The organism is Aeromonas sp. 82P (genome assembly GCF_051919365.1).
Taxonomy (GTDB): domain Bacteria; phylum Pseudomonadota; class Gammaproteobacteria; order Enterobacterales; family Aeromonadaceae; genus Aeromonas; species Aeromonas veronii.
Genome location: NZ_JBQBEV010000001.1, coordinates 2,544,618 through 2,569,487, shown reverse-complemented (window position 1 = coordinate 2,569,487; position 24,870 = coordinate 2,544,618). Strand labels below are relative to the sequence as shown.

Sequence of the window (24,870 nt, the reverse complement as noted above, 5' to 3'; positions counted from 1 at the left end):
GATGTAGCGATGAAGACCCCGTTTTTGTTTATCGACCGCGACGGCACCCTGATTGAAGAGCCGGTGACCGACAAGCAGGTAGATAGCCTCGCCAAACTGCGCTTCGAGCCCATGGTCATTCCGGTGCTGCGCGAGTTGCAGGCCGCAGGCTACGTGCTGGTGATGGTGACCAATCAGGATGGGCTGGGCACCGCCAGCCTGCCGCTGGAGAACTTCCAGCCACCCCACGACCTGATGATGCACCTGTTTGAATCGCAAGGGGTGAAGTGGGAACAGGTGCTGATCTGCCCGCACTTCCCCACCGATGGCTGCAGCTGCCGCAAGCCTCACCTTGGGCTGGTAAAGGATTATCTCGCCTCCGGTCGCATCGACTTTGCCAACTCCTTCGTGATTGGCGATCGCCAGACCGATCTGCAGCTGGCCGAGAACATGGGCATTGGCGGTATTCGCTATCACCCGCAGGATCACAACTGGCTCGCCATCCGTGATCAGCTGTTATCCAAAGGCCGCGTAGCCTCGGTGGAACGCTACACCAAGGAGACCCGCATCCAGGTGGCGCTGGACTTAGACAAGAGCGGCGGCAACCAGATCGCCACCGGCATAGGCTTCTTTGATCACATGCTGGATCAAATTGCCACCCACGCCGGTTTCCAACTCAAGCTGAACGTCAGCGGCGACCTGCATATCGACGATCACCACACGGTGGAAGACGTCGGACTTGCGCTGGGTCAGGCGCTGCGTCAGGCCCTTGGCAACAAGCGCGGTATCGGCCGTTTCGGCTTCGTGCTGGCGATGGACGAGGTACAGGCGGTGATCGATGCGCGCCCGCTGACCGAGCAGGAGGTGAGCACAGCACTGGATCTCAGCGGTCGCCCCTACTTCGTATTCGACTGCCCGAGCGGATTTGGCCGCGACAGCGTAGGCGAGATGGCCACCGAGATGGTGCCCCACTTCTTCCGCTCCCTCTCCGATGCCATGGCCATCACCTTGCAAATGAAGGTGGGCAGCGGCAACACCCACCATCAGGTGGAGGCGCTGTTCAAAGGCTTTGGCCGCGCCCTGCGTCAGGCTATTCGGGTGGAAGGGAGCGAGCTTCCCTCCAGCAAGGGAGTGCTGTGATGGATGTGAGCAAGCAGAAGCTGGTCATTATCGATACCGGCTGTGCAAATCTGGCCTCGGTCAGAATGGCGTTCGAGCGCCTCGGCGTGCAGCCGCTGGTCTCCAGCCAAGCGGCTGATATCGAGCAGGCGGACAAACTGATCCTGCCTGGCGTCGGCACCGCGGTAGCCGCCATGAAGAACCTCAACGAGCGCGGGCTGGTGCCCCTTATTCGCGCCGCCAAGCAGCCGCTGCTGGGCTTTTGCCTCGGCATGCAGATGTTGGCGGAGGCCTCCGAAGAGAGCATGAGTGCCGATGGCAGTGAAGGCGATCTCATCGACTGCCTTGGCATAGTGCCGGGCAAGATCCGGCTGATGGACGTCGGCACCTTACTCCAGTCAAGCATGCGCCTGCCCCATATGGGCTGGAACCAGATTGAGCATGACGAGAGCCATCCTCTGCTCACGGGGATCCCGAGCGGCAGCTACTTCTATTTCGTGCACTCCTATGCGCTGGAAGTGACCGAAGCGACGCTGGCGACCTGCGACTACGGCCAGCCTTTTACCGCGATTGTCGCCCGTGACAACTTCTTTGGCGCCCAATTCCACCCGGAGCGCTCAGGCGCTGCCGGTGCCCGTTTGCTGCAAAATTTTCTGGAGCTGTGACTAGCATGATCATTCCCGCAATTGACCTTATCAACGGTCAGGTGGTTCGCCTCTATCAGGGGGACTACCAGCAGAAGACCGAATACAGCAGCAGCCCGCAGGCCCGCTTCGATGAATATGTCTCCCAGGGGGCGGTGCAGCTCCATCTGGTGGATCTGGACGGTGCCAAGGATGCCAAGGCTCGCCAGCTGCCCCTGCTGACTCAACTGCTGTCGGCCACCGAAGCACCGGTTCAGGTCGGTGGCGGCGTGCGCACCGAACAGGATGTGGCGGATCTGCTGGCCGCCGGCGCCAGCCGGGTGGTGATTGGCTCCACCGCCGTCAAATCCCCGGATCTGGTGGCCAGCTGGATGGAGAAATATGGCCCCGAGCAGATCGTGCTGGCGCTGGACGTCAATATCGATGAGCAGGGCAATCGCCATATCGCTGTGGCAGGCTGGCAGGAGAACAGCGGTGTGACCATCGAGGCGCTGATCGAGCGCTTCCTCCCCGCCGGGCTCAAGCATGTGCTCTGTACCGACATCAGCCGTGACGGCACCCTGGCTGGCACCAACGTCGAGCTCTATCGGGATCTCTGCGCCCGCTACCCGAGCGTCGCTTTTCAGGCTTCCGGCGGCATTGGCGGCATCGCGGATATCGAGGCGCTCAAGGGCTCCGGCGTCAAGGGGATTATCCTTGGCCGCGCCCTGCTGGAGGGCAAATTCTCGGTGGGTGACGCCATCGCCTGCTGGCAAGCCCCCGCAGCCGATACCACAGGAGGCAACTGATGCTGGCAAGACGCATTATCCCCTGCCTCGACGTGAAAGATGGCGTGGTGGTCAAAGGGGTGCAGTTTCGCAACCACGAGGTGATGGGCGGCATAGTCGAGCTGGCGCGCCGCTATGCCGAGGAAGGGGCAGACGAGCTGGTGTTCTATGACATCACCGCCTCCAGCGATGCGCGGGTGGTAGACAAGAGCTGGGTGAGCCGGGTAGCGGAGGTGATCGATATCCCCTTCTGCGTCGCCGGTGGCATCAAAAGCGTGGAGGATGCCCGCCAGATCCTCGAATTTGGCGCCGACAAGGTCTCCATCAACTCCCCTGCCCTTGCCGACCCGACGCTTATCAGCCGACTGGCCGAGCGCTTTGGCGTGCAGTGCGTGGTGGTGGGCATTGACTCCTACTTCGACGCCGACACGGGCCACTATCAGGTCAAACAGTTTACCGGTGACGAGAGCCGCACCCGCACCACCGCCTGGCACACCCTCGATTGGGTGCAGGAGGTGCAAAAGCGCGGCGCGGGCGAAATCGTGCTGAACGTGATGAATCAGGACGGCATGCGTCAGGGTTATGATCTCGAACAGCTCAAGCTGGTGCGCAGCGTCTGCAAGGTGCCGCTCATTGCCTCCGGCGGCGCCGGTGCCATGGAACACTTTCGCGATGCCTTCACCCTCGCCGACGTGGACGGGGCGCTGGCCGCCTCCGTATTCCACAAGGGCCTTATCCCCATTCCCGAATTGAAACGCTGGCTGAAAACCGAAGGAGTCGCCATCCGTGAATAACTTCTCTGAAAATGCACAAACCACCGCCAGCGCGCGCCCCCTTGCCGAGCAGCTCGACTGGGAAAAATGCGATGGCATGATCCCCGCCATCGTCCAGCACGCCGCCAGCGGCGAGGTGCTGATGCAGGGCTTTATGACCCGTGAAGCGCTGGAAAAGACCCAGACTACCGGTCAGGTCACCTTCTTTAGCCGCAGCAAACAGCGGCTCTGGACCAAGGGTGAAAGCTCGGGCAATGTGCTCCAACTCGTGGCCATCAGCACCGACTGCGATCAGGACTCTCTGCTGATCGCCGCCAACCCCGTCGGCCCCACCTGCCACAAAGGGACAACCTCCTGCTTCCATGGTCACCCGGTGCCACCCCTCGGTTTTCTGGCAGAGCTGGAACAGGTGCTGGCAGCCCGCAAAGGGGCCGATCCGGCCACCAGCTACACCGCCAGCCTCTACGGCAAAGGGACCAAGCGCATCGCCCAGAAAGTGGGTGAGGAAGGTGTTGAAGTAGCGCTGGCCGCCATGGCCAAGGATCGGGAGGAGCTCATCAACGAATCCGCCGATCTGCTCTACCACCTCACCGTGCTGCTACAAAATGAAGGGCTGGGATTACAGGATGTCGTTCAGCGACTTTACGAGCGGCATAATAAATAAACTGATAGTAAAGCCGGGTTATCCCGGCTTTACTTAATCAAGATGGACAGCCAATTCTACTAAGTTTTTATATAACGAAAGATTACTCTCCAACAAAGAGATTTCCTTCTTAGCTAAAATAGAATTTTCCTGCGCACTTAGAGGTTTATTATCCTCATATTTTCTAGTTATCCCTCGTAGTTCATGGTCATCTTTATGATTGTATTTATTATCCAACATGAACTGATACGAAAACTTTATTGTTTCACGAAGAGACACCTTGTACAACCCATCCTCAAATGGGTTAGTCATATCAGCATTGTTAGGTACACTACAAATAACATTACCTATTTCAGTGCTAGCTTTTATATACACATCCATAATCACATCTTTCTTAAGATTAATATTATATGCGATGGATTTTTCATTGGATATGTCATGTGTGTGTAACAACACCCCATCAGCAACACCAGAATATAATTGATAATCTTTTTCATGCAGTGCAAAAAGATACATAAGAAAAATAAGGTTAACTTTTCTCCTCCTAGGTTTGGATATAACAAAAAGCAAACGATCTATGATTTGTTCTGTTTGTCTTAAACTTAACTCTAAACTATCACTGACCGCAGTAACTACCTCCAGTAAGGCTCGCGGATTGTTTAATGTAGGCCATACCATGTTTGAACCATTTGGTAATCTTCTAACCTCTAATATATTAGAGATAAATTCGCGCCTGGACTTTCTATTTAATGTAAACCTTCGCTGAAAAAATCGCCCAAGATAATTTTGGGCATCAAATCCTTCGCCATAAATAACCTTGATAGCATGCTGCAACTGCTCAGTATCCGTTGCCAACACAAAGACCACACCCTGAATATCAAAGATATGCTTGATGGTTTCCAGCATCTCTACCGCATAAGAAGGGCGACAACGATCCAGCTCATCAATCAGAATAAATGCGGGTGCCTGTTTCTTTTTCTTGCCAATAATTGCCCCAACCCACTGCTGTATTTCGTGTTTGAGCAACTGTACTGCTTCTGTCTTTTTACGCGTGTCTTGAAAGAGAGATTCAACCAGCTTCCCCGCATCATCAGCCGTAATGACCTCCTGGACTTCATCGATATTGATGCCAGAGACTTTTTTAAACAGAGCCTTGGTTACTATCGGCGCAGTTGCTTTTAACAATGATGCCAATTTGGTCGACAGATAGGGGGAAAGCTGAGGGCTACCCGCTTCTTCTTTCAGTTGTTCAATGATCGACGAAATCACCGTCAATAGAGGATCATCGGAAAAGTCCTGCTGCCAGGCATCGATATAGACGGTGGGATAGTGCGCTTTCAGCTCCATATACCAGCGCTTGATAAACCAGGTTTTACCCGCCCCCCACTCGGCATTGAGGTTGAGCACATAGTTGCGCTGCTTGCCTTCGGCGGCGAGGTAGTTGGTCAGAAACTCGGCATAGCGGGCGCGATCCAGCCGATCACCGGCCAACTTTTCCACAACTCCGTCAATGGCTCCCGGCCCATCCCATGTAATCGGTTCCTGCCAGTCAAATACTGTTCGCTCTGCCATCCTGCACTCCCCAAGCCAAATAGTGCGGCAATGGTATCAGGGGCACAGTGAAAATAGTTTGATTAAAGACCTGTTTGTTGCCCTTTCTGTTGCTCGGGCTGGCGTATTTGACTGCCGGGCAATTGCTCTGCTGCTGGCCCACGATGCTGGGCCGATATAGGTGGGACGGTTATCTGCATAGCCACGGACTCAGTTGATTTCCTTTGATCACACCAACGATGACAATCGTGTGACATGGCGCAGAACTTGCGGAAATAAACACGAAATATGGCCTGTTCAGTGCTTAATTTAAACCGTTGGTACATATATTAGCGCGGTATACAACGACTCCATTGACCAAGGATGGTTAACCCCATGAAGGATGAACCCTTCTCTATCCAGTTACAGCATGAGCTGGATCACCTCAAAGCCATCTTCAACGAGACGGACGCCTACATGTTTACCAAGGATCTGGCGGGCCGTTACACCTATGCCAATCAGGCGGTGCTGGATCTCTTTGGCTGCACCCTCGCCGAGTTGCAGGGGCAGGATGATCGGGCTTTTTTTGATCTCGAATTCTCCGACACCATTCAACGCAACGACCGGTTGGTACTGGAGCAGCAACTCGCCATCGCCCAGGAGGAGATCAACTACCTCAAATCCACCGGGGAAAAGCGCTGTTACTGGACCGTTAAAAAGCCCATCCATGACAAGGATGGCAACCTGATCGGCCTGTGCGGTATCTCCACCGATATCACCGAACACAAGCTGATTGAGGCCCACATGGCGGAGCAGCATCAGCTGCTGGAAATCATCCTCGCCAACGTGGATGCCCATATCTATATGAAGGACAGCCTGCACCGCTTTCTCTACGTCAACCAAAAGGTCGCCGATCTGCTGGGCCTTCCTGCCGAGCAGATCATCAACCGGCGCGATGATGAGGTGATACCCGCGGCCAGCGCCTGCCAGCTGTGGCGACTGGACAACCGGGTATTCGAAACCGGTGAGCTGCAAGCCGGGGAAGAGATGCTGACCGATCCCGAAGGCAATCAGCACTATTACTGGTCGGTCAAGGTGCCCTTTCTGCTGGGGGATGGCACCCCCACCCTGATCGGTATCTCCTCAGATATCACCGAACTGCACCAGCTCAAGGAGCAGCTGCACCAACAGTCAGTGCGCGATGGCCTCACCGGTCTCTACAACCGCCGTTTCTTTTTCGAGATGTGCGAGAAGAACCTCAGTCTGGACATGCGCCACCACCTCACCTCGGTGCTGATGGTGCTGGATGTGGATCAGTTCAAGTGCATCAACGATCGCTTCGGTCACCCCCTTGGGGATAGCGCGCTGGTGCATCTGGGCAGGGTGATGCAATCGGTGCTGCGCAGCGAAGATGTGCTGGCCCGCATCGGCGGTGACGAATTTGCCATCTTGCTACCCAACACCACCCTCTCGGCCGCCGCATCTCTGGCCGAGCGGCTGCGCCTGCAGGTGATGCAAAGCCCGCTGCCCCTGCCCGATGGGGATAAGCTGGTCATCACCATCAGCGCCGGACTGGTGGAAAATGGCGAAGGGGAGCTGATGGAGAGCCTCTACGCCCGCGCCGATCAGATGCTCTATCAGGCCAAACAGAGCGGCCGCAACTGCGTCGCTTGCAAGGCTCCCTAGCCACACAACGGGAGGGCCAGCAGCCCTCCATACCCCTTTGTATCTCCCTCCTATGAATGGCTGTGCTGGCTCCTTACGAATAGGCTGCTACCCCAGCTGTTTGCGCAGCACGAATTTTTGCACCTTGCCGGTCGAGGTCTTCGGCAGCGGGGTGAAGATGATGCGTTTGGGGGCCTTGAAGTGGGCCATCTGCTCCCGGCAAAAGGCGATCAACTCCGCCTGGGTGGTCTCTCGCCCCTCTTTCAGTTTCACGAAGGCGCAGGGCACCTCCCCCCACTTCTCATCGGGCATGGCGATCACCGCCGCTTCGTCCACATCGGGATGGCGATAGAGCACATCTTCCACCTCCAGACTGGAGATATTCTCTCCGCCGGAGATGATGATGTCCTTGGATCTGTCCTTGATCTCCACATAACCATCCGGGTGCCATACCGCCAGATCGCCACTGCGAAACCACCCCTCCGCCATCGCCTCGGCGCTGGCCGCCGGATTTTTGAGATAGCCTTTCATCACCACATTACCGCGCAGCACTATCTCCCCCATGGTTTTGCCATCCTTGGCAACCGGCTCGCCACTGACCGGATTGATAACCCGCATCTCCCCCTGCAGGGGCGACGCAACCCCCTGGCGCGCCTTGAGGCGGGAGAGCGCCGTGGCATCCTGACCTTGCCAGCTTCTTTGCGGCTCGCACAACACGCAGGGGCCATAGGTTTCGGTCAGGCCATAGACGTGGGTCACGGCGATCCCCATCGCTTCCATACCGGCGATCACGGTGGCGGGGGGCGCAGCGCCAGCGGTCATCACCTTGATGGGGTGATCCAGCCCCTGCTTGAGCGCCGGATCGGCATTGTTGAGCATATTGAGCACGATGGGCGCTGCGCAGAAGTGGCTCACCTTGTGCTCGTGCAGCGCCTCATAAATGGCGGCCGGCTGCACATGCCGCAGGCAGACGCTCACCCCGGCGGTGGCCGCCAGCGTCCAGGGGAAACACCAGCCGTTGCAGTGAAACATCGGCAAGGTCCAGAGATAGACGGGATGTTTGGGGAGCTCCCAGGAGAGCACGTTGTTGATGGCGTTGAGGTGGGCACCGCGATGGTGATAGACCACCCCCTTGGGATTGCCGGTGGTGCCGGAGGTGTAGTTAAGGGAGATGGCCTGCCACTCATCTTGCGGCAACCAGCCGGGTTCATCGCCGTTACCAGTGGCAATAAAGGTCTCATAGTCGAGGTCACTGACAAGCGCCCCCTCCCGGTAGAGGGGATCGTCGATGGCGATGACCAGCGGTTGGCTATTCAGCAGATCCAGCGCCTTGCGCACCACGGCGCCAAACTCCCTGTCCACCAGCACCACCTTGCTCTGGGCATGCTGGAAGATAAAGGCCATCGACTCGGCATCGAGCCGGGTATTGATGGTGTTGAGCACGGCGCCGCTCATGGGCACCCCGAAGTGAGCTTCAAACATCACAGAGATATTGGGCGCAACGATGGAGACGGTATCCCCCTCCCCGATACCACTAAGCCGCAGGGCCGAGGCAAGCTGGCGGCAACGGCGGGCAGTCTCGCCCCAGCTCTGGCGCAGCGGGCCATGGATCAGCGCCGGATAGTCGGGATAGACCCGCTCCGCCCGCCCCAAAAAGCTGATGGGGGTCAGGGCCTCGAAATTGGCGGCGGTTTTGGCAAGGTCGCGCTCATAGATGTTCTGCACTGTCATCGGATTCCTTCCTCACAAGTGGCACAAAACGGGCTGTTCCGGGATGATTCAGAGATCAGCAAGCGACATGGGCATCCTGCCCGTCACTGGTCTCTTATGGGGATGACAGCCTAACAGTGAGCCTGCGGCGGCAGGTATTAGCAAAACGTCTTAGACAGGGGCAGCCTGCTGCCAACAGAGGCCCCCTGTTTTCGTTGCAAAAAATATTTCATTACGGGAAAGCGTGCCATTTTTTTCACAGGCTGTTTTTGGCGAATAACGAAAAATGACGATAATGGAATATTATTCCGTCAAAACTGCTTTATATGTCATTTCATTCATCTCGGCACGCACTATTTTCATGACCTTTATTTAAGGTAAACCGCATAAAACGAAAGCTGAAATAGTTATTGCATAATAACTTTTATTTCATATCAGCTGTTAAATCCATGACAAATAAATTCTGTGAGCCATCCCATAAAGCGAGCATGGCGCCATGTTCATTCAGCCACGCACGGGTTACGGTTACAACGTGAAACAATCTACCGGATGTTCAATATCAGGCCAGATTTCTCGCCAATCACTACGCAATCCACAGTGGGTTTGCGTACCTTGGATGTATGACGCAGAAACCCTATCGACCCGATATTCCGCCGAGCCCAAACCTGCTTTATCAAGGAGCATTTTATGTGTGCCGTGCCGAATACCACACCACGCAGACAATTCCCTACTGCATTTACCATTCTGTTTCTTATTATGTTGCTGGCCATTGCGCTGACCTGGATAATTCCGGCGGGCGCCTATGCCAAACTCTCTTATAATCCGGCCAGTGAAAGCCTGATGGTCAATAGCCCACAGGGGGAAATAAGCCGACTTCCCGCAACCCAGGATGCCCTGGCAAAACTCAATATCAATATCGCGGTAGAGCAATTTACCAACGGCACCATCCGCAAGCCCATTGCCATTCCCGGCACCTATGCACGGCTGGAACAAACGCCCAAGGGGCTCAGTGACGTGGCAGTCAGCATGGTCAAGGGCACCATAGAGGGGGCAGATATCATCGTCTTTATTCTGGTGCTCGGGGGGCTGATCGGCGTCATCAACAAGACAGGCGCATTCAGTGCGGGGCTTGTCGCCCTCTCACACAAGACCCGGGGCAACGAGTTCCTGTTTGTGGCGCTGGTCTGCTTCGTGATGGCGCTGGGAGGCACCACCTGCGGACTGGAGGAAGAAGCGGTCGCCTTCTACCCCATACTGGTGCCCATCTTTCTGGCGCTCGGCTATGACTCCATCGTCTGCGTAGGGGCCATCTTCCTCGCCGCCTCCATGGGAACCACCTTCTCCACCATCAATCCCTTCTCAGTGGTGATCGCCTCCAATGCCGCCGGCATTCCCTTTACCGAGGGGCTGATCTTTCGCGCCATTGGCTGTCTGGTGGGCACCCTGGTGGTGATCGGCTATCTCTACTGGTACTGCCAGAAGATCAAGGCCAATCCAGCCTTCTCCTACACCTATGAGGACAGAGAGAGTTTTCGCGCCCGTTTTCTCAAAGAGGGCTCTATGGACGAAGGGGTGCCCTTCACCCTGCGCCGCAAGATCATTCTGACCCTGTTTATCCTCGCCTTCCCGCTGATGGTGTGGGGCGTCTCCATGGCCGGTTGGTGGTTTCCGCAGATGGCGGCCTCCTTCCTGACCATCGCCATCATCATCATTTTTATCTCGGGTCTCAAAGAGAAAGAGGCTGTCGAGGCCTTTACTCAGGGGGCGTCGGAGCTGGTGGCCGTCTCCCTCATCATCGGGCTGGCGCGGGGGGTCAATCTGGTACTGGATCAGGGGATGATCTCGGACACCATTCTGGCCTACGCCTCCGATCTGGTCTCCGGCATGCATGGTGCCGTGTTCGCGGTGGCGCAGATGCTGGTGTTCACCCTCTTGGGGCTGGTGGTACCCTCCTCCTCGGGGCTCGCGGTGCTCTCCATGCCCATCATGGCGCCGCTGGCAGATACCGTGATGATCCCCCGCTATATCGTGGTGTCGGCCTACAACTGGGGGCAATACGCCATGCTGTTCCTGGCCCCCACCGGACTGGTGCTGGTCACTCTGCAGATGCTCGGCATTCAGTTCAACAAGTGGGTCAAGTTCGTGCTACCCATGGTGGGCTTTGTGCTGGGATTTGGCGCCCTGATGCTGGTAGCGCAAGTGATGATGGCCTGATGGGCCTTTGATACATGAGTGACAACACCCCGTGCCTGGCGCGGGGTTTTTATTCAGCCTTAGTGGCGTACCCGCCCCTGCTGGCGAAAGCAGTAGAGCTTGAGGCTGATGTCGGCGATATCGGCGGGAAGCTCCTCTCCCTGCTCGGCCAGGGGCCGGTAGAGGGATGAGAGCAGACGTTCGGCCTGCTGCACCGTGATGATGTTGGCCTGGATGGCCGGGGTGATCCAGCTGGGTAACATTGACATATCTCCCCCTCGTTGATCCGGTGATCTCGGGTGAACCTCTTCATTTCAGGTCTTACGCGGTTGTCTGCCGACCCGCTCACCCTCTGCTTCACCCAATCAAAGCAAAATGCTTGCCGTGATCTCTTATCGGCCAACATCCGATGGGGCTGGAGCCATTTATCAACCACTTGCGTGGCCATCTCAACGAACAGAGCCCTTGCTCAAGACCTCCCTTGACCTGTCCCCGTCAGCACTTTGCCACTCTGGCATTCTGCTCACCGCCCGCCTTGCAAATTGCGACTCGAATTGCCCCTTATCACAAAAGCAAAGCCCGCCATGCGTCGGAAACTGGTCACTTTTAGTCCGTTGTCGCCAAAGCCAGACACTTTTTCATGGTGGCTATTTTTTGACCTTGCCAGTGCCTGTCGCAAGCCCATCCCCCTCGCCTTGTCCGGCCAACCGGTTATGACAAGATGGCGCCAGATTGGAACAGCCCGTATGGGTATGCAGGAGAACCATAAAATGAACAGATCCATGATGACAGGTATCGGTATTGGCATCGCCTCGGCCCTGGCACTCTCGGCGGCGGCCAGCGGCTCCCTCTTTACACCCCAACCCACCTTTGCCGAGGTGATCGCCAGCAAGCCGATCACCGAGAGCATCAAGACTCCCCGCCAGGAGTGTCGCAACGTCACCGTGACTCACCGCAAGCCGGTACAGGATGAGCACAAGATCCTCGGCACAGTGGTTGGCGCGGCGCTGGGGGGCGTAGTTGGCCACCAGTTTGGCGGCGGCAGCGGCAAGAAGGTGGCCACTGCTGCAGGGGCCGTCGCGGGGGGTTATGCCGGTAATCAGGTGCAGGGCAATATGCAGGCGGGCGATACCTACACCACCACCGAGCTGCGTTGCAAAACCGTACAGGATACGAGCGTCAACACCATAGGTTATGACGTGACCTATCGCCTCGCAGGTCAGGAGGGGGTGATCCGCATGAAGCAAGCCCCCGGCGCCACCATTCCGGTCAAGGATGGCAAATTGGTGATCGACCAGCCAAAAGTGTGATGTCTCCTGGCCCCACTCAGCAGCAGGCCCGCCTCTTTCGAGGCGGGCCTGTGTTTTTTGGGCGGCTTGATTTCCTTTTTTCAAACAACGGCACTCAGGGTCATTGCGCCCAGTCAGTTACCCCTTGCAGCACTTCTTCACCGCCCGCACCACGTTCTGATAGCCGGTGCAGCGGCACAGATTGCCCGACAGCCCGCGGCGGATCTCCGCATCGGTCAGCGGACGGCGTTCGGTCTTGTCGAGCAGGGCGGCGCTCGCCATCACGAGGCCCGGGGTGCAAAAACCGCACTGCACCGCCCCCTCATCAATAAAGGCCTGCTGCACATCAGAGAGCTCATTGCCTTTGCGCTCCCCCTCTACGGTACGAATGGATTTGCCATCGGCCCACACCGCCAGATAGAGGCAGCTGTCGATAGCCGTACCATTCACACGTACGGTACAGGCGCCGCACTCACCGACACTGCACCCCTCTTTCACACTGATAAGCCCCTGCCCGCGCAGGAAATGGAGCAGCGACATGGTGGGCGGCACTGCATAGGAGTAAGGCTTGCCGTTGATCTCGCACTGGATCTCCACGGCGGGACAGCTTTGCAGTTGCATCATAGGATCTTCCCTCCGGCACGTTCGACTGCGCAGGCGACCACCCGCTGCGCCAGGGTTTTGATAAGGTGCAGGCGAAATTCCTTTTCAGCCCGCCAGGAGGAACGCGGCGCCACATCGGCCACCACAGCCTCGGCAATGGCGGCCAGTGTGGCGCGAGTCAGCGGTTGCCCTTCGGCTGCCGCTTCTGCGTGCGGGGTACGCACCGGGGTCGGGGCCGCTACCCCATAGGCCAGCCGCAGACTCTTGAAGTGACCATCCTCAATCTGGCAGTAGGCGGCACAGCCGATGGTGGCAATATCCATGGCATCGCGCATGGCGTACTTGAAGTAGTGGGAGCCCACATGGGGGTGAGAATCCGGCGCAAAGTGGAATGCCACCAGAATTTCCGCCGGTTGCAGCGCCACCTTGCCAGGGCCGGTGTGAAAACCGGCGATGGGGATGCGGCGCGTACCATTGGGCCCCGCAATTTCCAGCTCCGCTTCCAGCGCTACGGTAGGCGCCGCCGAGTCAGCACTGGTGGCGCCGTTGCAAATATTGCCGCCATAGGTGGCGACGTTGCGGATCTGCGGGCCGGCGATGGTAGCGGCCGCCTCGGCCAGCATCGGCAGGCGGCGCTGCACCAGTTCGTTTTCGATGAGCTCGGTAAAGGTGGTGCCAGAGCCGATGCGGATCGCCCCATCAGGCAACTCGCTTACCCCTTTGAGTTCGGGCAAGTCGTGAATATCGACGATATGGCGATAGGCGGCGTTGAGGTGATGAAGCTGGATCATCACATCGGTGCCACCGGCCAGCAGGCGTGCCTCGGGGTCAGCCTGACGCAGAGCGACCGCCTCGGCCACGCTGTGCGCCTTGTAGTAACGGGCAATATCAAACATGGTGTTGCTCCTCCCCTGATCCCTCGCCAATCAAACCCGCTGCGACAAACTCCCGGAACAGGGTTTTGGGGGTGATGGGCAGCTCGTTGATGGCCACCCCGGTCGCCATGCGAATGGCGTTACGGATCGCCGGGCCCGGCGAGATAATGGGCGGTTCCCCCAGGGATTTGTGGCCATAGACCGACTGGGGCTCGTAGGTCTGCACGAAGTCGCATTCCAGCTTGGGCAAATCCAGCATGGTGGGGAACTTGTAGTCGAGCAGGTTGGGGTTGCGCACCACACCTGTCTTGGCGTCGATGATCATCTCCTCGAACAGGGACCAGCCGATCCCCATCCCCATGCCGCCGTGTACCTGACCCTCTGCCAGCTGCGGATTGAGGATCTTGCCCGCATCGTGCAGGTTGATGATGCGATTGATGGTCACCTTGCAGAGATCGATATCGACGCTGAGATCGACAAAGGTACAGCCGAAACTTGGCGGATTGGTGGTGGTCTTGTGGGAGACCTCGGAGGTGATCTGGCCGCCGATGGTGAGGTGGTAGTAGGCGTTGACCGACACCTCGGCGACGCTGATCAGCACCTTGTCCGGCGCACCGGCCAGCACCACGTAGCCGTCGATCAGGGTCAGCGACCCTACATCCTGATGGCAGAGTTGGGCCGCCAGCGACAAAATGCGGGCCCGCAGCTGCAGCGCCGCCTGATGGATGGCGGGCGCCGCCACATAACTCTGGCGCGAGGCGAACGAGCCCGGATCGTAGGCGGTGATGTCGGTATCCTGAGTCGAGATAACCCGGATCTGCTCAAACGGAATGCCTAACGTCTGGGCCGCCATCTGGGCAAAGACGGTATCCGATCCCTGCCCTATCTCGGTGGCACCGATCTGCAGATTGACGGTGCCATCCTGATTGAGCAGCATGCGGGCGCCAGCAATTTCGACCCCCACCGGATAGGTGTTGGAGCCGTAGCTAAAGCACGCTACCCCGATGCCGCGCCGCACCCGGCTTGAAGGATCCTGCCCCAGACACTCGGCCTTGAGTCGATCCCACTCGAACATCTCGCGGCCACGCAGCAGGCAGTCCGGCAACCCGGCGCTGTAGATGGTCTTCTGGTTGACCTGATTGACGTCCCCTTCCCGCGCCACGTTGGCGATGCGCACATCAAGCGGATCCAGCCCCAGTTCGGCGCAGGCGTCATCCAGCATGCATTCGAGGGCAAAAATCACCTGCGGCGCGCCGTAACCGCGCATGGCACCGGCGGTGGGCAGGTTGCTGTAGAAGGTTTTGGCGTCATAACCGAATGCGCTGCGCGGATAGAGGTAGCTGATCTTGTTGCCCCCTGCGCTGGCGATGGAGTGGCCGTGGGAGGCATAACCGCCGGTGTTGGAGAGCACGTCGAGCTGATAGCCCTTGAGGGTGCCGTCGCGGTTGAGGCCCATCTTGCCATCGATGGCAAAGCCGTGGCGGGTGCGGGAGGCAAAAAAACACTCCTCCCGGCTCAAGGTCACCTTGACCGGCACGCCGCCAAGCTTGTAGCTCAAAAACGCTGCCATCGGCTCTTCCAGCACATCCTGCTTGTTGCCAAAACCGCCGCCCATATAGGGCTTGATCACCCGCACGCTCGACCAGGGCAGACCGAGGGATTTGGCCACCCGGCTGCGCACTATCTGGGGGATCTGGGTGCTGCTGACCACGATGATGTGGTCCGGTTGATCCATGTAGGCGTAACAGGTCACCGTCTCCAGATGGCAGTGCTGCACCACTGGCGTCCGGTAGTGCGCCTGAAACTGCAGATCTGCCGCCGCAATGGCCTGCTCCGGGTCATTGGCGCGAAGCTGGCTTTGGCGTAGCAGATTGCCGCTCGGGTGAATGGGATAGGCACCGTCGGCCAGCGCGCTCTCGGCATCCGTCATCACCGGCAGCGGCTCGTAAGTCACCTTGACCAGCGCGGCAGCCTTCTCGGCCACCAGCGGATCGCGGGCTACGACTATGGCGACCCCATCGCCAAAGTGGCGTACATGGTCAGTGAGCAGACGGCGGTCTTTCACATCACGTTTCGCCTCATCGAGAGACCAGGCGTGACCGGCGGTACGAAAACAGGTGGTAGGGACATCTTCATGGGTAAACACGGCTTCGACCCCGTGCAGGGCCAGTGCCTCGGTCGCATCGATGGCAAGCACCTTGCCGTGGGCGATATTGCTTCGCACGTACTTGGCGTGGCGCATCCCGAGCATGATGTTGTCATCGGTATAGCGGGCGCTGCCGGTCACCTTGGCCTCGGCATCCACCCGCTTGAGCGGTAATCCTATGGACATATGCAAGTCCTTTTTCGAATGGAAAAATCTGGAACCGGCATAAAAAACAGCAAGATATGCGCCTGTTTCCCGCCATCGTCAGGACAATGGGGAGAAGTGTGAAGGGGATCCCATCTAGCCCGCTTTTGTTGGCCCGAAGCGACAAGCCAGGGGCAGCCCCTGAGCAAACGGGGCACATCAGCGGTGAAAAAAGCGGCAGAGCGAGGAGAGCAAGGGTGGGAGCCTATCAATCTGGTAGGGGATTTATCAAAATGGTATCGAGATGGCCCCCCAACTGCGGATACGGCCGAGGCGTGATAGCCAGCGTGGATAGGCTGAACACTGCAGACATAAAAAGCCGCAGGCATAAAAATGGGGCCGCCAGAGCGACCCCAAACGGGCGGGTTATCCCTAAATAGCCCACCCCCCAGCATAAAAGAGCACCAGCGCCAGGGCGATGACCACGGTGCCGACGTTGAGCTTGTGCCACTCCTTCGAGCAGATGCGGCCGATCACCAGCGAGCTGAAGCCAAGCATGATGCCGGTGACAATATTGCAGGTGAGCACAATAAATACCGCGCACACCAGCCCGGACATGGCCCCGACAAAGTCATCGAAATCGAGCTTGGTGACATTGCTCAGCATCAAGAGCCCCACATACATCAGGGCCGGTGCGGTGGCATAGGCCGGCACCAGATAGGAGAGCGGCGAGAGGAACAGCATCAGCAGGAACAGGCCACCGACCACGGTCGCGGTCAGGCCGGTTTTGCCCCCCGCCGCCGTGCCCGCCGCCGATTCGATATAGACGGCAGCGGGGGCCGCCCCCACCAGACTGGAGAAGATGCTGCTGACCGAGTCGGCACTGAGCGCCTTGCCGCTGTTGATGATGTGACCATCCTTATCCAGCAGGTTGGCCTGCCCCGCTACCGCCCGGATGGTGCCGGTGGCATCGAATACCGCCGTCATCACCAGCGCCAGTACGCTGGGCAACACCAGCGGCGAGAGGGCCCCCATGATATCCAGACTGAAGATGAGGGACTTGCCCTGATCGTCCGAGAGGCTCGGCAGGGCGAACAATCCCTGATACTTCACCGCCGGATCGAAGATAAGGCCGAAGATGGAGATGGCGATGATCACCAGCAGGATCCCCCCCGGTACTCTCAGCTTCTCCAGCCCGAAGATCACCGCAAGGCCGATCAGGGACATGATGACCGGCATGGAGGTGAAGGCCCCCAGCGCCACCGGCAGCCCCTCCAGCGGGTTCTTGATCACCAGCCCCACCCCGTTGGCGGCGATAAGCAGCAGGAAGAGACCGATACCGATACCGGTGCCGTGGGCAATCCCCATGGGCAGGTTGTCGAGGATCCAGCTACGCACCCCGGTCACCGAGATGGCGGTAAACAGCACCCCCATCAGGAAGACGGCGCCCAACGCCACCGGAATGGGGATCTGCTGCCCCAGCACCAGACTGAATGCAGTAAACGCCGTGAGGGAAATAGCGCAGCCGATGGCCATCGGCAGCTTGGCCCAGAGCCCCATCAAGAGCGAACCGAAACCCGCCACCAGACAGGTGGCGACAAACACGGCGCCGGGAGGAAAGCCCGCCTTGCCGAGCATGCTCGGCACCACGATCACCGAGTAGACCATGGCAAGGAAGGTGGTGAGGCCCGCCAGCACCTCCTGTCTGACATTGCTGCCCCGCTCGCTGATCATAAAGTAGCGATCAAGAGCCGTGGGCGGCTGTTGCTTTGCTGCGCTCTGGCTGGCGTCATCATTGGCCAGCTGTTCCACGCTGTTTGTCCTGCTGTTTGCTTGGGTCATACCCAACTCCTTCACACGCGCCTGAATGTTCCATGACGAAATGGCGACAGGATCTGCGGGTCTGCCGAGCGCCAGTCTGATGAGAAACAGGCGATGGCGGCAGAGGATGCGACAGACAGACCAGGGCAGGCAGCCTTGACTCAAACGTTTGCCTTGCTGGTCAAAAAACCGGGCCATTTCACGTTCTATGCGGGGAGATCCCCTGTCGTGCAGCAAGACTGGCGCCCCTTTGGGGCACGCCAGCCGCCGTATTCGTTGGGGCTGCGCCGCGGCAGCCCACTACAAGCCCTACCCCCGTTCATGCACCAGTTGGCCATCCACATAGGTGCGGTAGATGGATCTGTCATCCCCCAGGGTCAGCAACACAAAGAGCTTGTCCCGCAGGGTGGTGGAGTTGTCATAACGCAGCTGCTGCAGCGGGGTGGCGACCGGGTCGAGCACCACGAAATCCGCCTCCTTGCCCACCGCAAAGCTGCCGATCTTCTCATCCAGCCCCAGCGAATGGGCGCCGCCCAGGGTGGCCAGATAGAAGGCCTGATAGGCCGAGAGCCGCTCGCCCTGCAACTGCATCACCTTGTAGGCCTCGTTGAGGGTCTGCAGCATGTTGAAGGTGGTACCGGCGCCGATGTCGGTGCCCATCCCCACCTTCACCTGCTTGCGCCACGCCTTGTGCAGCTTGAAGAGACCACTGCCGAGATAGAGGTTGGAGGTGGGACAAAACGCGATGGTGGAGCCGGTCTCCTTCAGGCAATCCCACTCCTGCTCTTCCAGATGGACGCAGTGGGCAAGACGCAGTTGTGGCCGGTCAGCCCGTGCTGGTGATAGACATCGAGATAACCCTTGTGCGCCGGGAAGAGGGATTTGACCCAGGCGATCTCATCCTTGTTCTCGCACAGATGGGTGTGCAGATAGGTGGTGGGAAACTCTTCGCGCAGTCGCCGCGCCATCGTGAGCTGCTCAGGTGTCGAGGTGGGTGCAAATCGTGGTGTGATGGCATAGAGCAGTCGACCATTGCCGTGCCAGCGCTCGATAAGCTGCTTGCTCTGCACATAACTGCTCTCGGCGGTATCGAGCAGATAATCGGGCGCATTGCGATCCATCATTACCTTGCCCGCGATCATCCGCATATTGATGCGACTGGCCGCCTCAAACAGGGCGTCTACCGACTCGGGGTGCACTGTGCCGAACACCAGCGCCGTGGTGGTGCCGTTGCGCAGCAACTGCTTGATAAAGAAGGTGGACATCTCGCGGGCATACTCGAGATCGTTGTAGCGCCGCTCGGCGGGGAAGGTGTGGCGGTTGAGCCACTCCAGCAGCTGCTCGCCATAGGCCCCCACCATCTCGCTCTGGGGATAGTGAATGTGGGTATCGACAAAGCCCGGCACTATCATCTTGCCGCGGTAATCCCGCACCCGCACTTCGGTCGGAATGCGATCCTTGCCCTCCTCCCACTCACCAAACCAATCGATGCAGCCGTTGCGAATGATCAGCAGACCATCCTCGATAAGACGTGCGTTGGACTCAATCTCCTCGGGCTGATCTACCACCCGGGTGATTTCGAAGAAGCTGCCGCGCACTGCTTTGACGGAGTTGTCGTTTTTCATAACCGTTTCCCTGTTTTTCTTGTTCTGTTGACGTTTTTTGCCGGTTTAACCGTCAGATCCGTTCCACTTGTGGCGCCACCGCCTGCCCGGGCACTGGCTCTGGTGAACCCTCCCCCTTGCTGGCCGATGGCTGGCCCGCACTGCGGGCGGTAAAGATCACATCCGGCTTGTCGCTCAGCTGGATCACCTCCACCGCCTCGGCATCCCTGACGGCTGCCTTGCGTTTGCGGCTTTGCGGCAGCACCAGATTCATGATGATGGCGGTGATACCGCCGGCGCAGATGGGGTTCTCCACCAGCATGTAGATACCCGCCGGCAGCACCTTGAAGACGTTCGGGTCATAGGAGACCCCGAGCCCAAGGCCCAGCGAGGTGGCGACAATCAGGGTCTCCCGCCGATCTAAACCATGGCTGATGATGATGCGACCACCGGCGATGGCGATCATCGAAAACATGATGACCATGGCGCCCCCCATCACAGGTGACGGTATGGTGGTAAAAAAGCGCCCCACCACCGGGAAGAGCCCCAGCAGCACCAAAATGACGGCAATAAACTTGCCCACATGGCGTGACGCCACCCCGGTCATCTGGATGACGCCGTTGTTCTGGGCAAAGGTGGTGAGTGGCAAAGAGCCGAGGGCAGAGGCGATCACCGAGACCAACCCGTCCGCCAGAACACCGCCGGAGAGCCGTTTTTGAAACTCGGGGCCCTGAATATCCCGGTGGGAGACCATGGCGGTGGCGGTGATGTCCCCCACCGCCTCCAGCACGCTCAACAGATAGATGGTGCCCGCCAACATAAAGGCGTGAAAATCGAAGGAAAAACCGTACTTGAACGGGATAGGCACCGTAATAAGCGGCAGGTTCTCAAGGGCGGAGAAATCCACCATACCGAGCATCAGGGCCACCGCATAGCCCACCATCAGGCCGATGGCGATGCCGCTCATCCGCAGCAGCGGGCTTCGGCTGCAGTTGAAGGCGACAATGACGCAGAGCACCAAAAGCCCCAGCCCGATGTTCTCGTATTTGCCGAAGGTACCGCTGCTCATGGCAGAGAAGCCGCCGCCAAAGTCGATGATCCCTACCTTGATAAGGCTCAGACCAATCATCAGCACCACTACCCCGCTCACGGTCGGAGTGATCACCCGCTTGAGATAGGGCAGCACGAAGGAGGAGCCCATCACCAGAAAGGCACCGACAAAGGAGACCCCGAGCAGGGTCGAGACAATCAGCTCCTCGTGGATGCCATCTTTTTTCATGGCGCCGCCGAGGGCGATCATCACGGTCACGAAGGAGAAGTTGACCGACTGGATGGAGAGCAGCCCAGAACCGATGGGGCCATAACGATTCACCTGCAGCCAGGTGCCGATACCGGAGGCGATCATCGCCATGGAGACCAGATAGGCGGTGATCTCGGTGGAGAGACCCAGGGCGCCGCCGACGATCAGCGCCGGGGTTACCATGGGGACAAAAATGGCCAGCAGATGGGTCACTGCGCCCATCAGGGTTTGATAAAACGGGGGTTTGTCTTCCAGCTCGTAAATGAGATCCGAGTGCTTGCGTGTTGTTTTAGACATCGTGTTTGTCCCATCACACAGAATGTAGGCGGAGTACTCATTCCGCCGTCAGGCGCTGGGGGCGAGCTGGCGCCCGCCCCTCACCTTTTCTTTTGTTATGCCGACACTTTTTGCTCCAGCTTGCCCAGTTCGCGCAGGATCTGCTCCGGCGTGAAGTGCCACTTGCGCAGCCAGACACCGCAGGCGTCGTGGATGGCGGTAGCGATGGCGGGCGCCGCCCCGTTCACCCCGATCTCCGAGATGGACTTGGCGCCGTAAGGGCCGACCTTGTCATCACTCGGTACCAGGAAGGCCCGGAAGTCGCGGGGAATGTCGCCAATCTTGGGCGCGCCATAGCTCTTCAGATCCCGTGTCAGCGGAATGCCCTTGCCGTCGTAGCAGATCTCTTCGGTCATGGTGTGGCCGATGGCCCGCATGGTCGCCCCGTAGATCTGGCCGAGCGCCAGCTCCGGGTTGATGGGGGTACCGCAGTCGAGCAGAGCGTAGAACTTGTCGAGCCGGATCTCGCCGGTTCTGACGTTGACCGCCACCTCGGCGAAGTTGGCCCCATACGGGAAGGCAAGCTCCGAGGTGATGTAGCTGGCAGTGCCCACCAGAATACCGAAGCCGGTACCGGTCTCCGCCTTGTGGGCCAGCTTGGCGAGGCTCACCTCCCCCTGCTTGCCGCGCACTATACCCGGGTGAACCAGCTCCACATCCTCCACCGGCTCGCCCAGCATGGCGGCGCCGTGGAACAGGATCTTCGCCTTGAGGTTCTCGGCCGCCATCTTGGCCGCATTGCCGGAGAAGCAGGTACCGGACGAGGCGTAGGCTCCCTTGTCGAACAGGGCGTGGTCGGTGTCGCCGGAGATGACATGCACATCGCTGAGCGGGCAACCGAGCACCTCGGCGGTCAGCTTGGCCACCACGGTATCGAGGCCGGTGCCGATATCGGCGCCACCGGAGTGAACGATAAAGGTGCCGTCCGATTCCAGCTTGACCATGCAGTTGGCCTGATCGATATCCGGGATCCCCGATTTTTGCATGATGATGGCGACGCCACGGCCGATGCGCCAATCCCCGTCAGCGGGTTTGGGGCTATCCCAGGCAATCAGTTCGCGACCCTGTTTGAGGATGGGCTCGAGGGCGCAGCTGGCGGCGTGGGGCACAGAGGTAGGCATCTTGCCCTCGCCGATGGCCCCCAGCACCTTGAGGATGTCCCCTTCGTGCACCCGGTTGTGCTCCACCATGTCGAGCTGATCGATGCCCAGTTTCTCGGCCAGCTCGGCAATGGCCATAGTCAGGGCGAAGTTGCCCTTGGGCGCGCCGTAGCCCTGATAAGCCCCGGTCGGGCAGATGTTGCTGTAGTAGGTGTTGACGGTAAAGCGCACGTTGTCGCACGGATAGAGCGGCAGGGAGAGCGCCGGGCCGTTGCTCGGCACCGTCAGAGAGTGGTTGCCGTAAGGGCCGGTGTTGGCACGAAAATCCATCTCGATGGCGGTGATGGTGCCATCTTTCTTTGCCCCCACTTTCACCTTCACCTTGGCCACGTGGCGGGAGGTGTTGCTGATGAACTCCTCTTCACGGGTATAGCGGAAGGTGACCGGACGGCCGGTGACCTTGGTCGCCCAGGCGCACACCTCTTCCAGCAGGATATCCTGCTTGGAGCCAAAGCCGCCCCCTACCCGTTCCTTGATCACATGCACCTGATGTTGTTTGAGGCCGACGATACGCGCCACCTGACGGCGCACGTGCCACGGCACCTGAGTGGATGCGTGAATAACCAGACGATCCCCATCCATGTAGGTGAAGCAGATGTGCGGCTCGGTCGGGCACTGCTGGGCCTGGGTCGATTCGTAGGTGCGCTCGACAATCTCGTCCGCCTCGGCAAAGCCTTTGGCCACATCACCGATCTGACCATGGACGCTGGCGGCCAGGTTCTCGTGCGGGCGGGAACCGATGGGGAAGTTGATGATCATGTGCTCGTCGCCGCGGCGCACCGAGCAGGCGTTCTGCTGCTCGAGATCCGCCGGCACCCCGGCCATATAGACAATGGGTTCGTCGTGGACCAGCGGTGCATTGGGGGCCATCGCCTCATCGATGTTCATGACCGCTGGCAGCACCTGATACTCGACCTCGATGAGTTTGAGGGCCGCCAGAGCGACAGCTTCACTCTCGGCCACCACGGCGGCGACCCTGTCACCTACGTGACGCACCTTGCGGCTGAACATACGGCGATCGAGCGGTGATGGCTCGGGAGCACTCTGTCCACCCGGGGTGTAAAACACATCCGGGCAGTTGAGGTGGGTGATGACATGCACGACGCCCGGCAGCGCCTCGGCGCGGCTCACGTCGAGTTTGGTGATCACCGCATGGGGATGGGGACTGCGCAGCATCTTGATGATCAGTGCATCCTCGGTGACCCGATCCTCCACATAGCAGGGCTTGGCCTGCACCATTTTGGCGGCGTCCACTTTCGGACAGCTCTTGCCGATGTGGCGCAGATCGTCGCGAAACTCGGGGGCGATCTGGCACAGGTAATCGGGATCCTTCATCCGTGAGCAAGCTAGCTCGATGGCCTGATAGAACTGCTGATAACCGCCGTCGCGGTGAAACAGGCCCGAGAGGGCATCGTCGATTTGATCACGGGTGGGCTCGGGGTGGCGATCAAGCAGGTCGGTGACGATGAGCGCGGCGGCCGGATCGTTGTAGCCCGACTGCACCACGCCCACATCTACCATCGCCTGCTGCACCAGACTAAGCTGGTTCCAGCTGCCCAGCGACTCGGCGGTGCGCACCTCTGATCCATCCAGCTGGGCGGCGATCAGCAGAGAGGCATTGATCACCTTGCCGTTGAAGAGAATGGCGTCGGAGCCGGCAAAACCGAAGCCGTCGTCACTGTTGCGCACCGAGTGCATCCGGCACTGGTTAAACAGCACCCGCTGGGCATTGTCACCGGCCTTGCAGATGACGGTGCGCAGGGCACCGTTCAGGGTAAAGTTGAGTTCCATCATGCTTGCACCTCCTGCTGCTGGCAATCCACCAGCAGATCCGCCACTACCACGCCGGTGATATACCGCTTGTAACTTATGCTGCCCGCCAGATCCTCACGGGGCGCAATCAGCTCGCTCACGGCCGCCTCCAGCGCAGCGTCGTGCAGTTCTCGGCGCTCCAGATCCCGCAGGCGCATCGGCTGCGGGGTGACGCCAGCGACAGCCACCCGCATTTCGCCAATGCTGTCGAGGGCCACGGCGGCGGTCATCACCGCCAAGCCATCGGCATTGCGGCTGATGCGGCGGGTGGCGCAGCGCAGTTCAGGCTCCGGCAGCACAACTCCGAGCACCAGGGCATTGCGCTGCCCCGCCAGATAGGCGTCGATGGGTTGCAACAGGTTGTTCTCCAGCACGACCACGGCTTCGAGCACCAGCAACACCGGCAGCAAGGGGGAGTCCTGCTGCTGGCAAGCAATTTCGCCGCCGAGGGTGGCCTGATTGCGCAGATGGCGGGAGTAGACAAACCCCAGCGCGTCGCACAGGGCGGCCGGGGTGCGGGGATCATCTTTCAGGGTCTGCAGGGTGACGGTGGCGCCGATATGGAGCTGGCCGTGCTGCTGCTCAATCTGGTTCAGTCCCAGCCTCTCCAGCGAGATAGCGACCTTCTTGTCGGTGCGGGTCGGGGCGGCGTTAAGCTTGCTGCCGCCCCCCATGTAGACGGCGTCGTTGCCGAAACTGGCCTTGAGTTCCAAAGCCTGACCCAGTTGCTCGGGTCGGAAGAATTGCTCAATCATGT

At 59.1% G+C, this 24,870-nt stretch carries 18 protein-coding genes and 1 pseudogene; 8 read left to right on the top strand and 11 right to left on the bottom strand.

Annotated elements, in window-relative coordinates; genetic code table 11:
- Window positions 1–9 precede the first annotated feature (9 nt).
- The 5 genes from hisB to hisIE are packed head-to-tail and all read left to right on the top strand — an operon-like array spanning window position 10 to window position 3,946.
- Window positions 10–1,119, top strand: a complete 1,110-nt coding sequence (gene hisB, locus ACTG2S_RS11675; RefSeq protein WP_274161413.1) for a bifunctional histidinol-phosphatase/imidazoleglycerol-phosphate dehydratase HisB — start codon at window positions 10–12, stop codon at window positions 1,117–1,119.
- Complete coding sequence (hisH, locus tag ACTG2S_RS11670; protein WP_274161414.1) at window positions 1,119–1,763, top strand: imidazole glycerol phosphate synthase subunit HisH; 645 nt, start codon at window positions 1,119–1,121, stop codon at window positions 1,761–1,763. Before hisB ends, hisH begins: the two co-directional genes overlap by 1 nt.
- A gap of 5 nt (window positions 1,764–1,768) precedes the next feature.
- Window positions 1,769–2,530 carry a 1-(5-phosphoribosyl)-5-[(5-phosphoribosylamino)methylideneamino]imidazole-4-carboxamide isomerase gene (hisA, locus tag ACTG2S_RS11665; RefSeq protein ID WP_159158894.1) on the top strand — a complete coding sequence of 254 codons (762 nt, stop codon included), beginning with the start codon at window positions 1,769–1,771 and terminating at the stop codon, window positions 2,528–2,530.
- Window positions 2,530–3,303 (top strand): imidazole glycerol phosphate synthase subunit HisF, encoded by a 774-nt coding sequence (gene hisF / locus ACTG2S_RS11660; protein WP_274161415.1) that lies wholly within the window; start codon window positions 2,530–2,532, stop codon window positions 3,301–3,303. The genes hisA and hisF overlap by 1 nt, the downstream gene beginning before the upstream one ends.
- Entirely contained in the window at window positions 3,296–3,946 is a 651-nt protein-coding gene (hisIE, locus tag ACTG2S_RS11655) for a bifunctional phosphoribosyl-AMP cyclohydrolase/phosphoribosyl-ATP diphosphatase HisIE (protein ID WP_005360718.1), read from the top strand. The genes hisF and hisIE overlap by 8 nt, the downstream gene beginning before the upstream one ends.
- A gap of 33 nt (window positions 3,947–3,979) precedes the next feature.
- Here hisIE and ACTG2S_RS11650 read toward each other — a convergent pair whose 3' ends face one another.
- Entirely contained in the window at window positions 3,980–5,497 is a 1,518-nt protein-coding gene (locus tag ACTG2S_RS11650) for a KAP family P-loop NTPase fold protein (protein WP_213388651.1), read from the bottom strand.
- Window positions 5,498–5,851: 354 nt separating this feature from the next.
- On the opposite strand from ACTG2S_RS11650, the gene ACTG2S_RS11645 reads away from it, so the two are divergent.
- The gene (locus ACTG2S_RS11645; RefSeq protein ID WP_274161416.1) at window positions 5,852–7,141 is read left to right on the top strand and encodes a sensor domain-containing diguanylate cyclase; all 1,290 of its coding nucleotides are present in this window, start codon (window positions 5,852–5,854) and stop codon (window positions 7,139–7,141) included.
- Window positions 7,142–7,228: 87 nt separating this feature from the next.
- Here ACTG2S_RS11645 and ACTG2S_RS11640 read toward each other — a convergent pair whose 3' ends face one another.
- A complete protein-coding gene (locus tag ACTG2S_RS11640; protein WP_279498239.1) occupies window positions 7,229–8,851 on the bottom strand; it encodes an acyl-CoA synthetase in 1,623 nt (540 codons plus the stop codon).
- Between the two features lie 666 nt (window positions 8,852–9,517).
- Here ACTG2S_RS11640 and ACTG2S_RS11635 point away from each other — a divergent pair.
- On the top strand, window positions 9,518–11,044 hold the full coding sequence (locus ACTG2S_RS11635; protein WP_274161418.1) for a YfcC family protein: 1,527 nt from the start codon (window positions 9,518–9,520) through the stop codon (window positions 11,042–11,044).
- A gap of 59 nt (window positions 11,045–11,103) precedes the next feature.
- Here the strand turns inward: ACTG2S_RS11635 and ACTG2S_RS11630 are convergent, their stop codons facing one another.
- Window positions 11,104–11,292, bottom strand: coding sequence for a hypothetical protein (locus ACTG2S_RS11630; protein ID WP_005345660.1), 189 nt, complete (start codon window positions 11,290–11,292; stop codon window positions 11,104–11,106).
- A gap of 501 nt (window positions 11,293–11,793) precedes the next feature.
- Between ACTG2S_RS11630 and ACTG2S_RS11625 the strand changes: the two genes are divergently transcribed.
- Window positions 11,794–12,333 (top strand): glycine zipper 2TM domain-containing protein, encoded by a 540-nt coding sequence (locus ACTG2S_RS11625; protein WP_274161419.1) that lies wholly within the window; start codon window positions 11,794–11,796, stop codon window positions 12,331–12,333.
- A 117-nt stretch (window positions 12,334–12,450) separates the two neighbouring features.
- On the opposite strand, the gene xdhC is transcribed toward ACTG2S_RS11625, so the two are convergent.
- The 8 genes and pseudogenes from xdhC to ygfM all read right to left on the bottom strand — a co-directional run bounded on the left by xdhC (window position 12,451) and on the right by ygfM (window position 24,868).
- On the bottom strand, window positions 12,451–12,936 hold the full coding sequence (xdhC, locus tag ACTG2S_RS11620) for a xanthine dehydrogenase iron sulfur-binding subunit XdhC (protein ID WP_274161420.1): 486 nt from the start codon (window positions 12,934–12,936) through the stop codon (window positions 12,451–12,453).
- Entirely contained in the window at window positions 12,933–13,811 is an 879-nt protein-coding gene (gene xdhB, locus ACTG2S_RS11615; protein ID WP_069527523.1) for a xanthine dehydrogenase FAD-binding subunit XdhB, read from the bottom strand. The genes xdhC and xdhB overlap by 4 nt, the downstream gene beginning before the upstream one ends.
- Complete coding sequence (xdhA, locus tag ACTG2S_RS11610) at window positions 13,804–16,122, bottom strand: xanthine dehydrogenase molybdenum-binding subunit XdhA (protein ID WP_439982546.1); 2,319 nt, start codon at window positions 16,120–16,122, stop codon at window positions 13,804–13,806. The genes xdhB and xdhA overlap by 8 nt, the downstream gene beginning before the upstream one ends.
- Window positions 16,123–16,512: 390 nt before the next feature.
- Window positions 16,513–17,814, bottom strand: a complete 1,302-nt coding sequence (locus ACTG2S_RS11605) for an NCS2 family permease (RefSeq protein WP_180343373.1) — start codon at window positions 17,812–17,814, stop codon at window positions 16,513–16,515.
- A gap of 396 nt (window positions 17,815–18,210) precedes the next feature.
- Window positions 18,211–19,526, bottom strand: a pseudogene (gene guaD, locus ACTG2S_RS11600) (guanine deaminase).
- Between the two features lie 52 nt (window positions 19,527–19,578).
- A complete protein-coding gene (locus ACTG2S_RS11595) occupies window positions 19,579–21,102 on the bottom strand; it encodes a nucleobase:cation symporter-2 family protein (RefSeq protein ID WP_439982544.1) in 1,524 nt (507 codons plus the stop codon).
- Window positions 21,103–21,197: 95 nt separating this feature from the next.
- Window positions 21,198–24,095 carry a molybdopterin-dependent oxidoreductase Mo/Fe-S-binding subunit gene (locus ACTG2S_RS11590; protein WP_274161423.1) on the bottom strand — a complete coding sequence of 966 codons (2,898 nt, stop codon included), beginning with the start codon at window positions 24,093–24,095 and terminating at the stop codon, window positions 21,198–21,200.
- Window positions 24,092–24,868, bottom strand: coding sequence for a molybdopterin-dependent oxidoreductase FAD-binding subunit (ygfM, locus tag ACTG2S_RS11585; protein ID WP_182962836.1), 777 nt, complete (start codon window positions 24,866–24,868; stop codon window positions 24,092–24,094). Before ygfM ends, ACTG2S_RS11590 begins: the two co-directional genes overlap by 4 nt.
- Window positions 24,869–24,870 lie beyond the last annotated feature (2 nt).

Coding starts and splice junctions, on each gene's coding strand:
- hisB (WP_274161413.1), top strand. CDS start 10: ATGAAGACCCCGTTTTTGTTTATCGACCGCGACGGCACCCTGATTGAA.
- hisH (WP_274161414.1), top strand. CDS start 1,119: ATGGATGTGAGCAAGCAGAAGCTGGTCATTATCGATACCGGCTGTGCA.
- hisA (WP_159158894.1), top strand. CDS start 1,769: ATGATCATTCCCGCAATTGACCTTATCAACGGTCAGGTGGTTCGCCTC.
- hisF (WP_274161415.1), top strand. CDS start 2,530: ATGCTGGCAAGACGCATTATCCCCTGCCTCGACGTGAAAGATGGCGTG.
- ACTG2S_RS11650 (WP_213388651.1), bottom strand. CDS start 5,497: ATGGCAGAGCGAACAGTATTTGACTGGCAGGAACCGATTACATGGGAT.
- ACTG2S_RS11645 (WP_274161416.1), top strand. CDS start 5,852: ATGAAGGATGAACCCTTCTCTATCCAGTTACAGCATGAGCTGGATCAC.
- ACTG2S_RS11640 (WP_279498239.1), bottom strand. CDS start 8,851: ATGACAGTGCAGAACATCTATGAGCGCGACCTTGCCAAAACCGCCGCC.
- ACTG2S_RS11635 (WP_274161418.1), top strand. CDS start 9,518: ATGTGTGCCGTGCCGAATACCACACCACGCAGACAATTCCCTACTGCA.
- ACTG2S_RS11630 (WP_005345660.1), bottom strand. CDS start 11,292: ATGTCAATGTTACCCAGCTGGATCACCCCGGCCATCCAGGCCAACATC.
- ACTG2S_RS11625 (WP_274161419.1), top strand. CDS start 11,794: ATGAACAGATCCATGATGACAGGTATCGGTATTGGCATCGCCTCGGCC.
- xdhC (WP_274161420.1), bottom strand. CDS start 12,936: ATGATGCAACTGCAAAGCTGTCCCGCCGTGGAGATCCAGTGCGAGATC.
- xdhB (WP_069527523.1), bottom strand. CDS start 13,811: ATGTTTGATATTGCCCGTTACTACAAGGCGCACAGCGTGGCCGAGGCG.
- xdhA (WP_439982546.1), bottom strand. CDS start 16,122: ATGTCCATAGGATTACCGCTCAAGCGGGTGGATGCCGAGGCCAAGGTG.
- ACTG2S_RS11605 (WP_180343373.1), bottom strand. CDS start 17,814: ATGATCAGCGAGCGGGGCAGCAATGTCAGACAGGAGGTGCTGGCGGGC.
- ACTG2S_RS11595 (WP_439982544.1), bottom strand. CDS start 21,102: ATGTCTAAAACAACACGCAAGCACTCGGATCTCATTTACGAGCTGGAA.
- ACTG2S_RS11590 (WP_274161423.1), bottom strand. CDS start 24,095: ATGATGGAACTCAACTTTACCCTGAACGGTGCCCTGCGCACCGTCATC.
- ygfM (WP_182962836.1), bottom strand. CDS start 24,868: ATGATTGAGCAATTCTTCCGACCCGAGCAACTGGGTCAGGCTTTGGAA.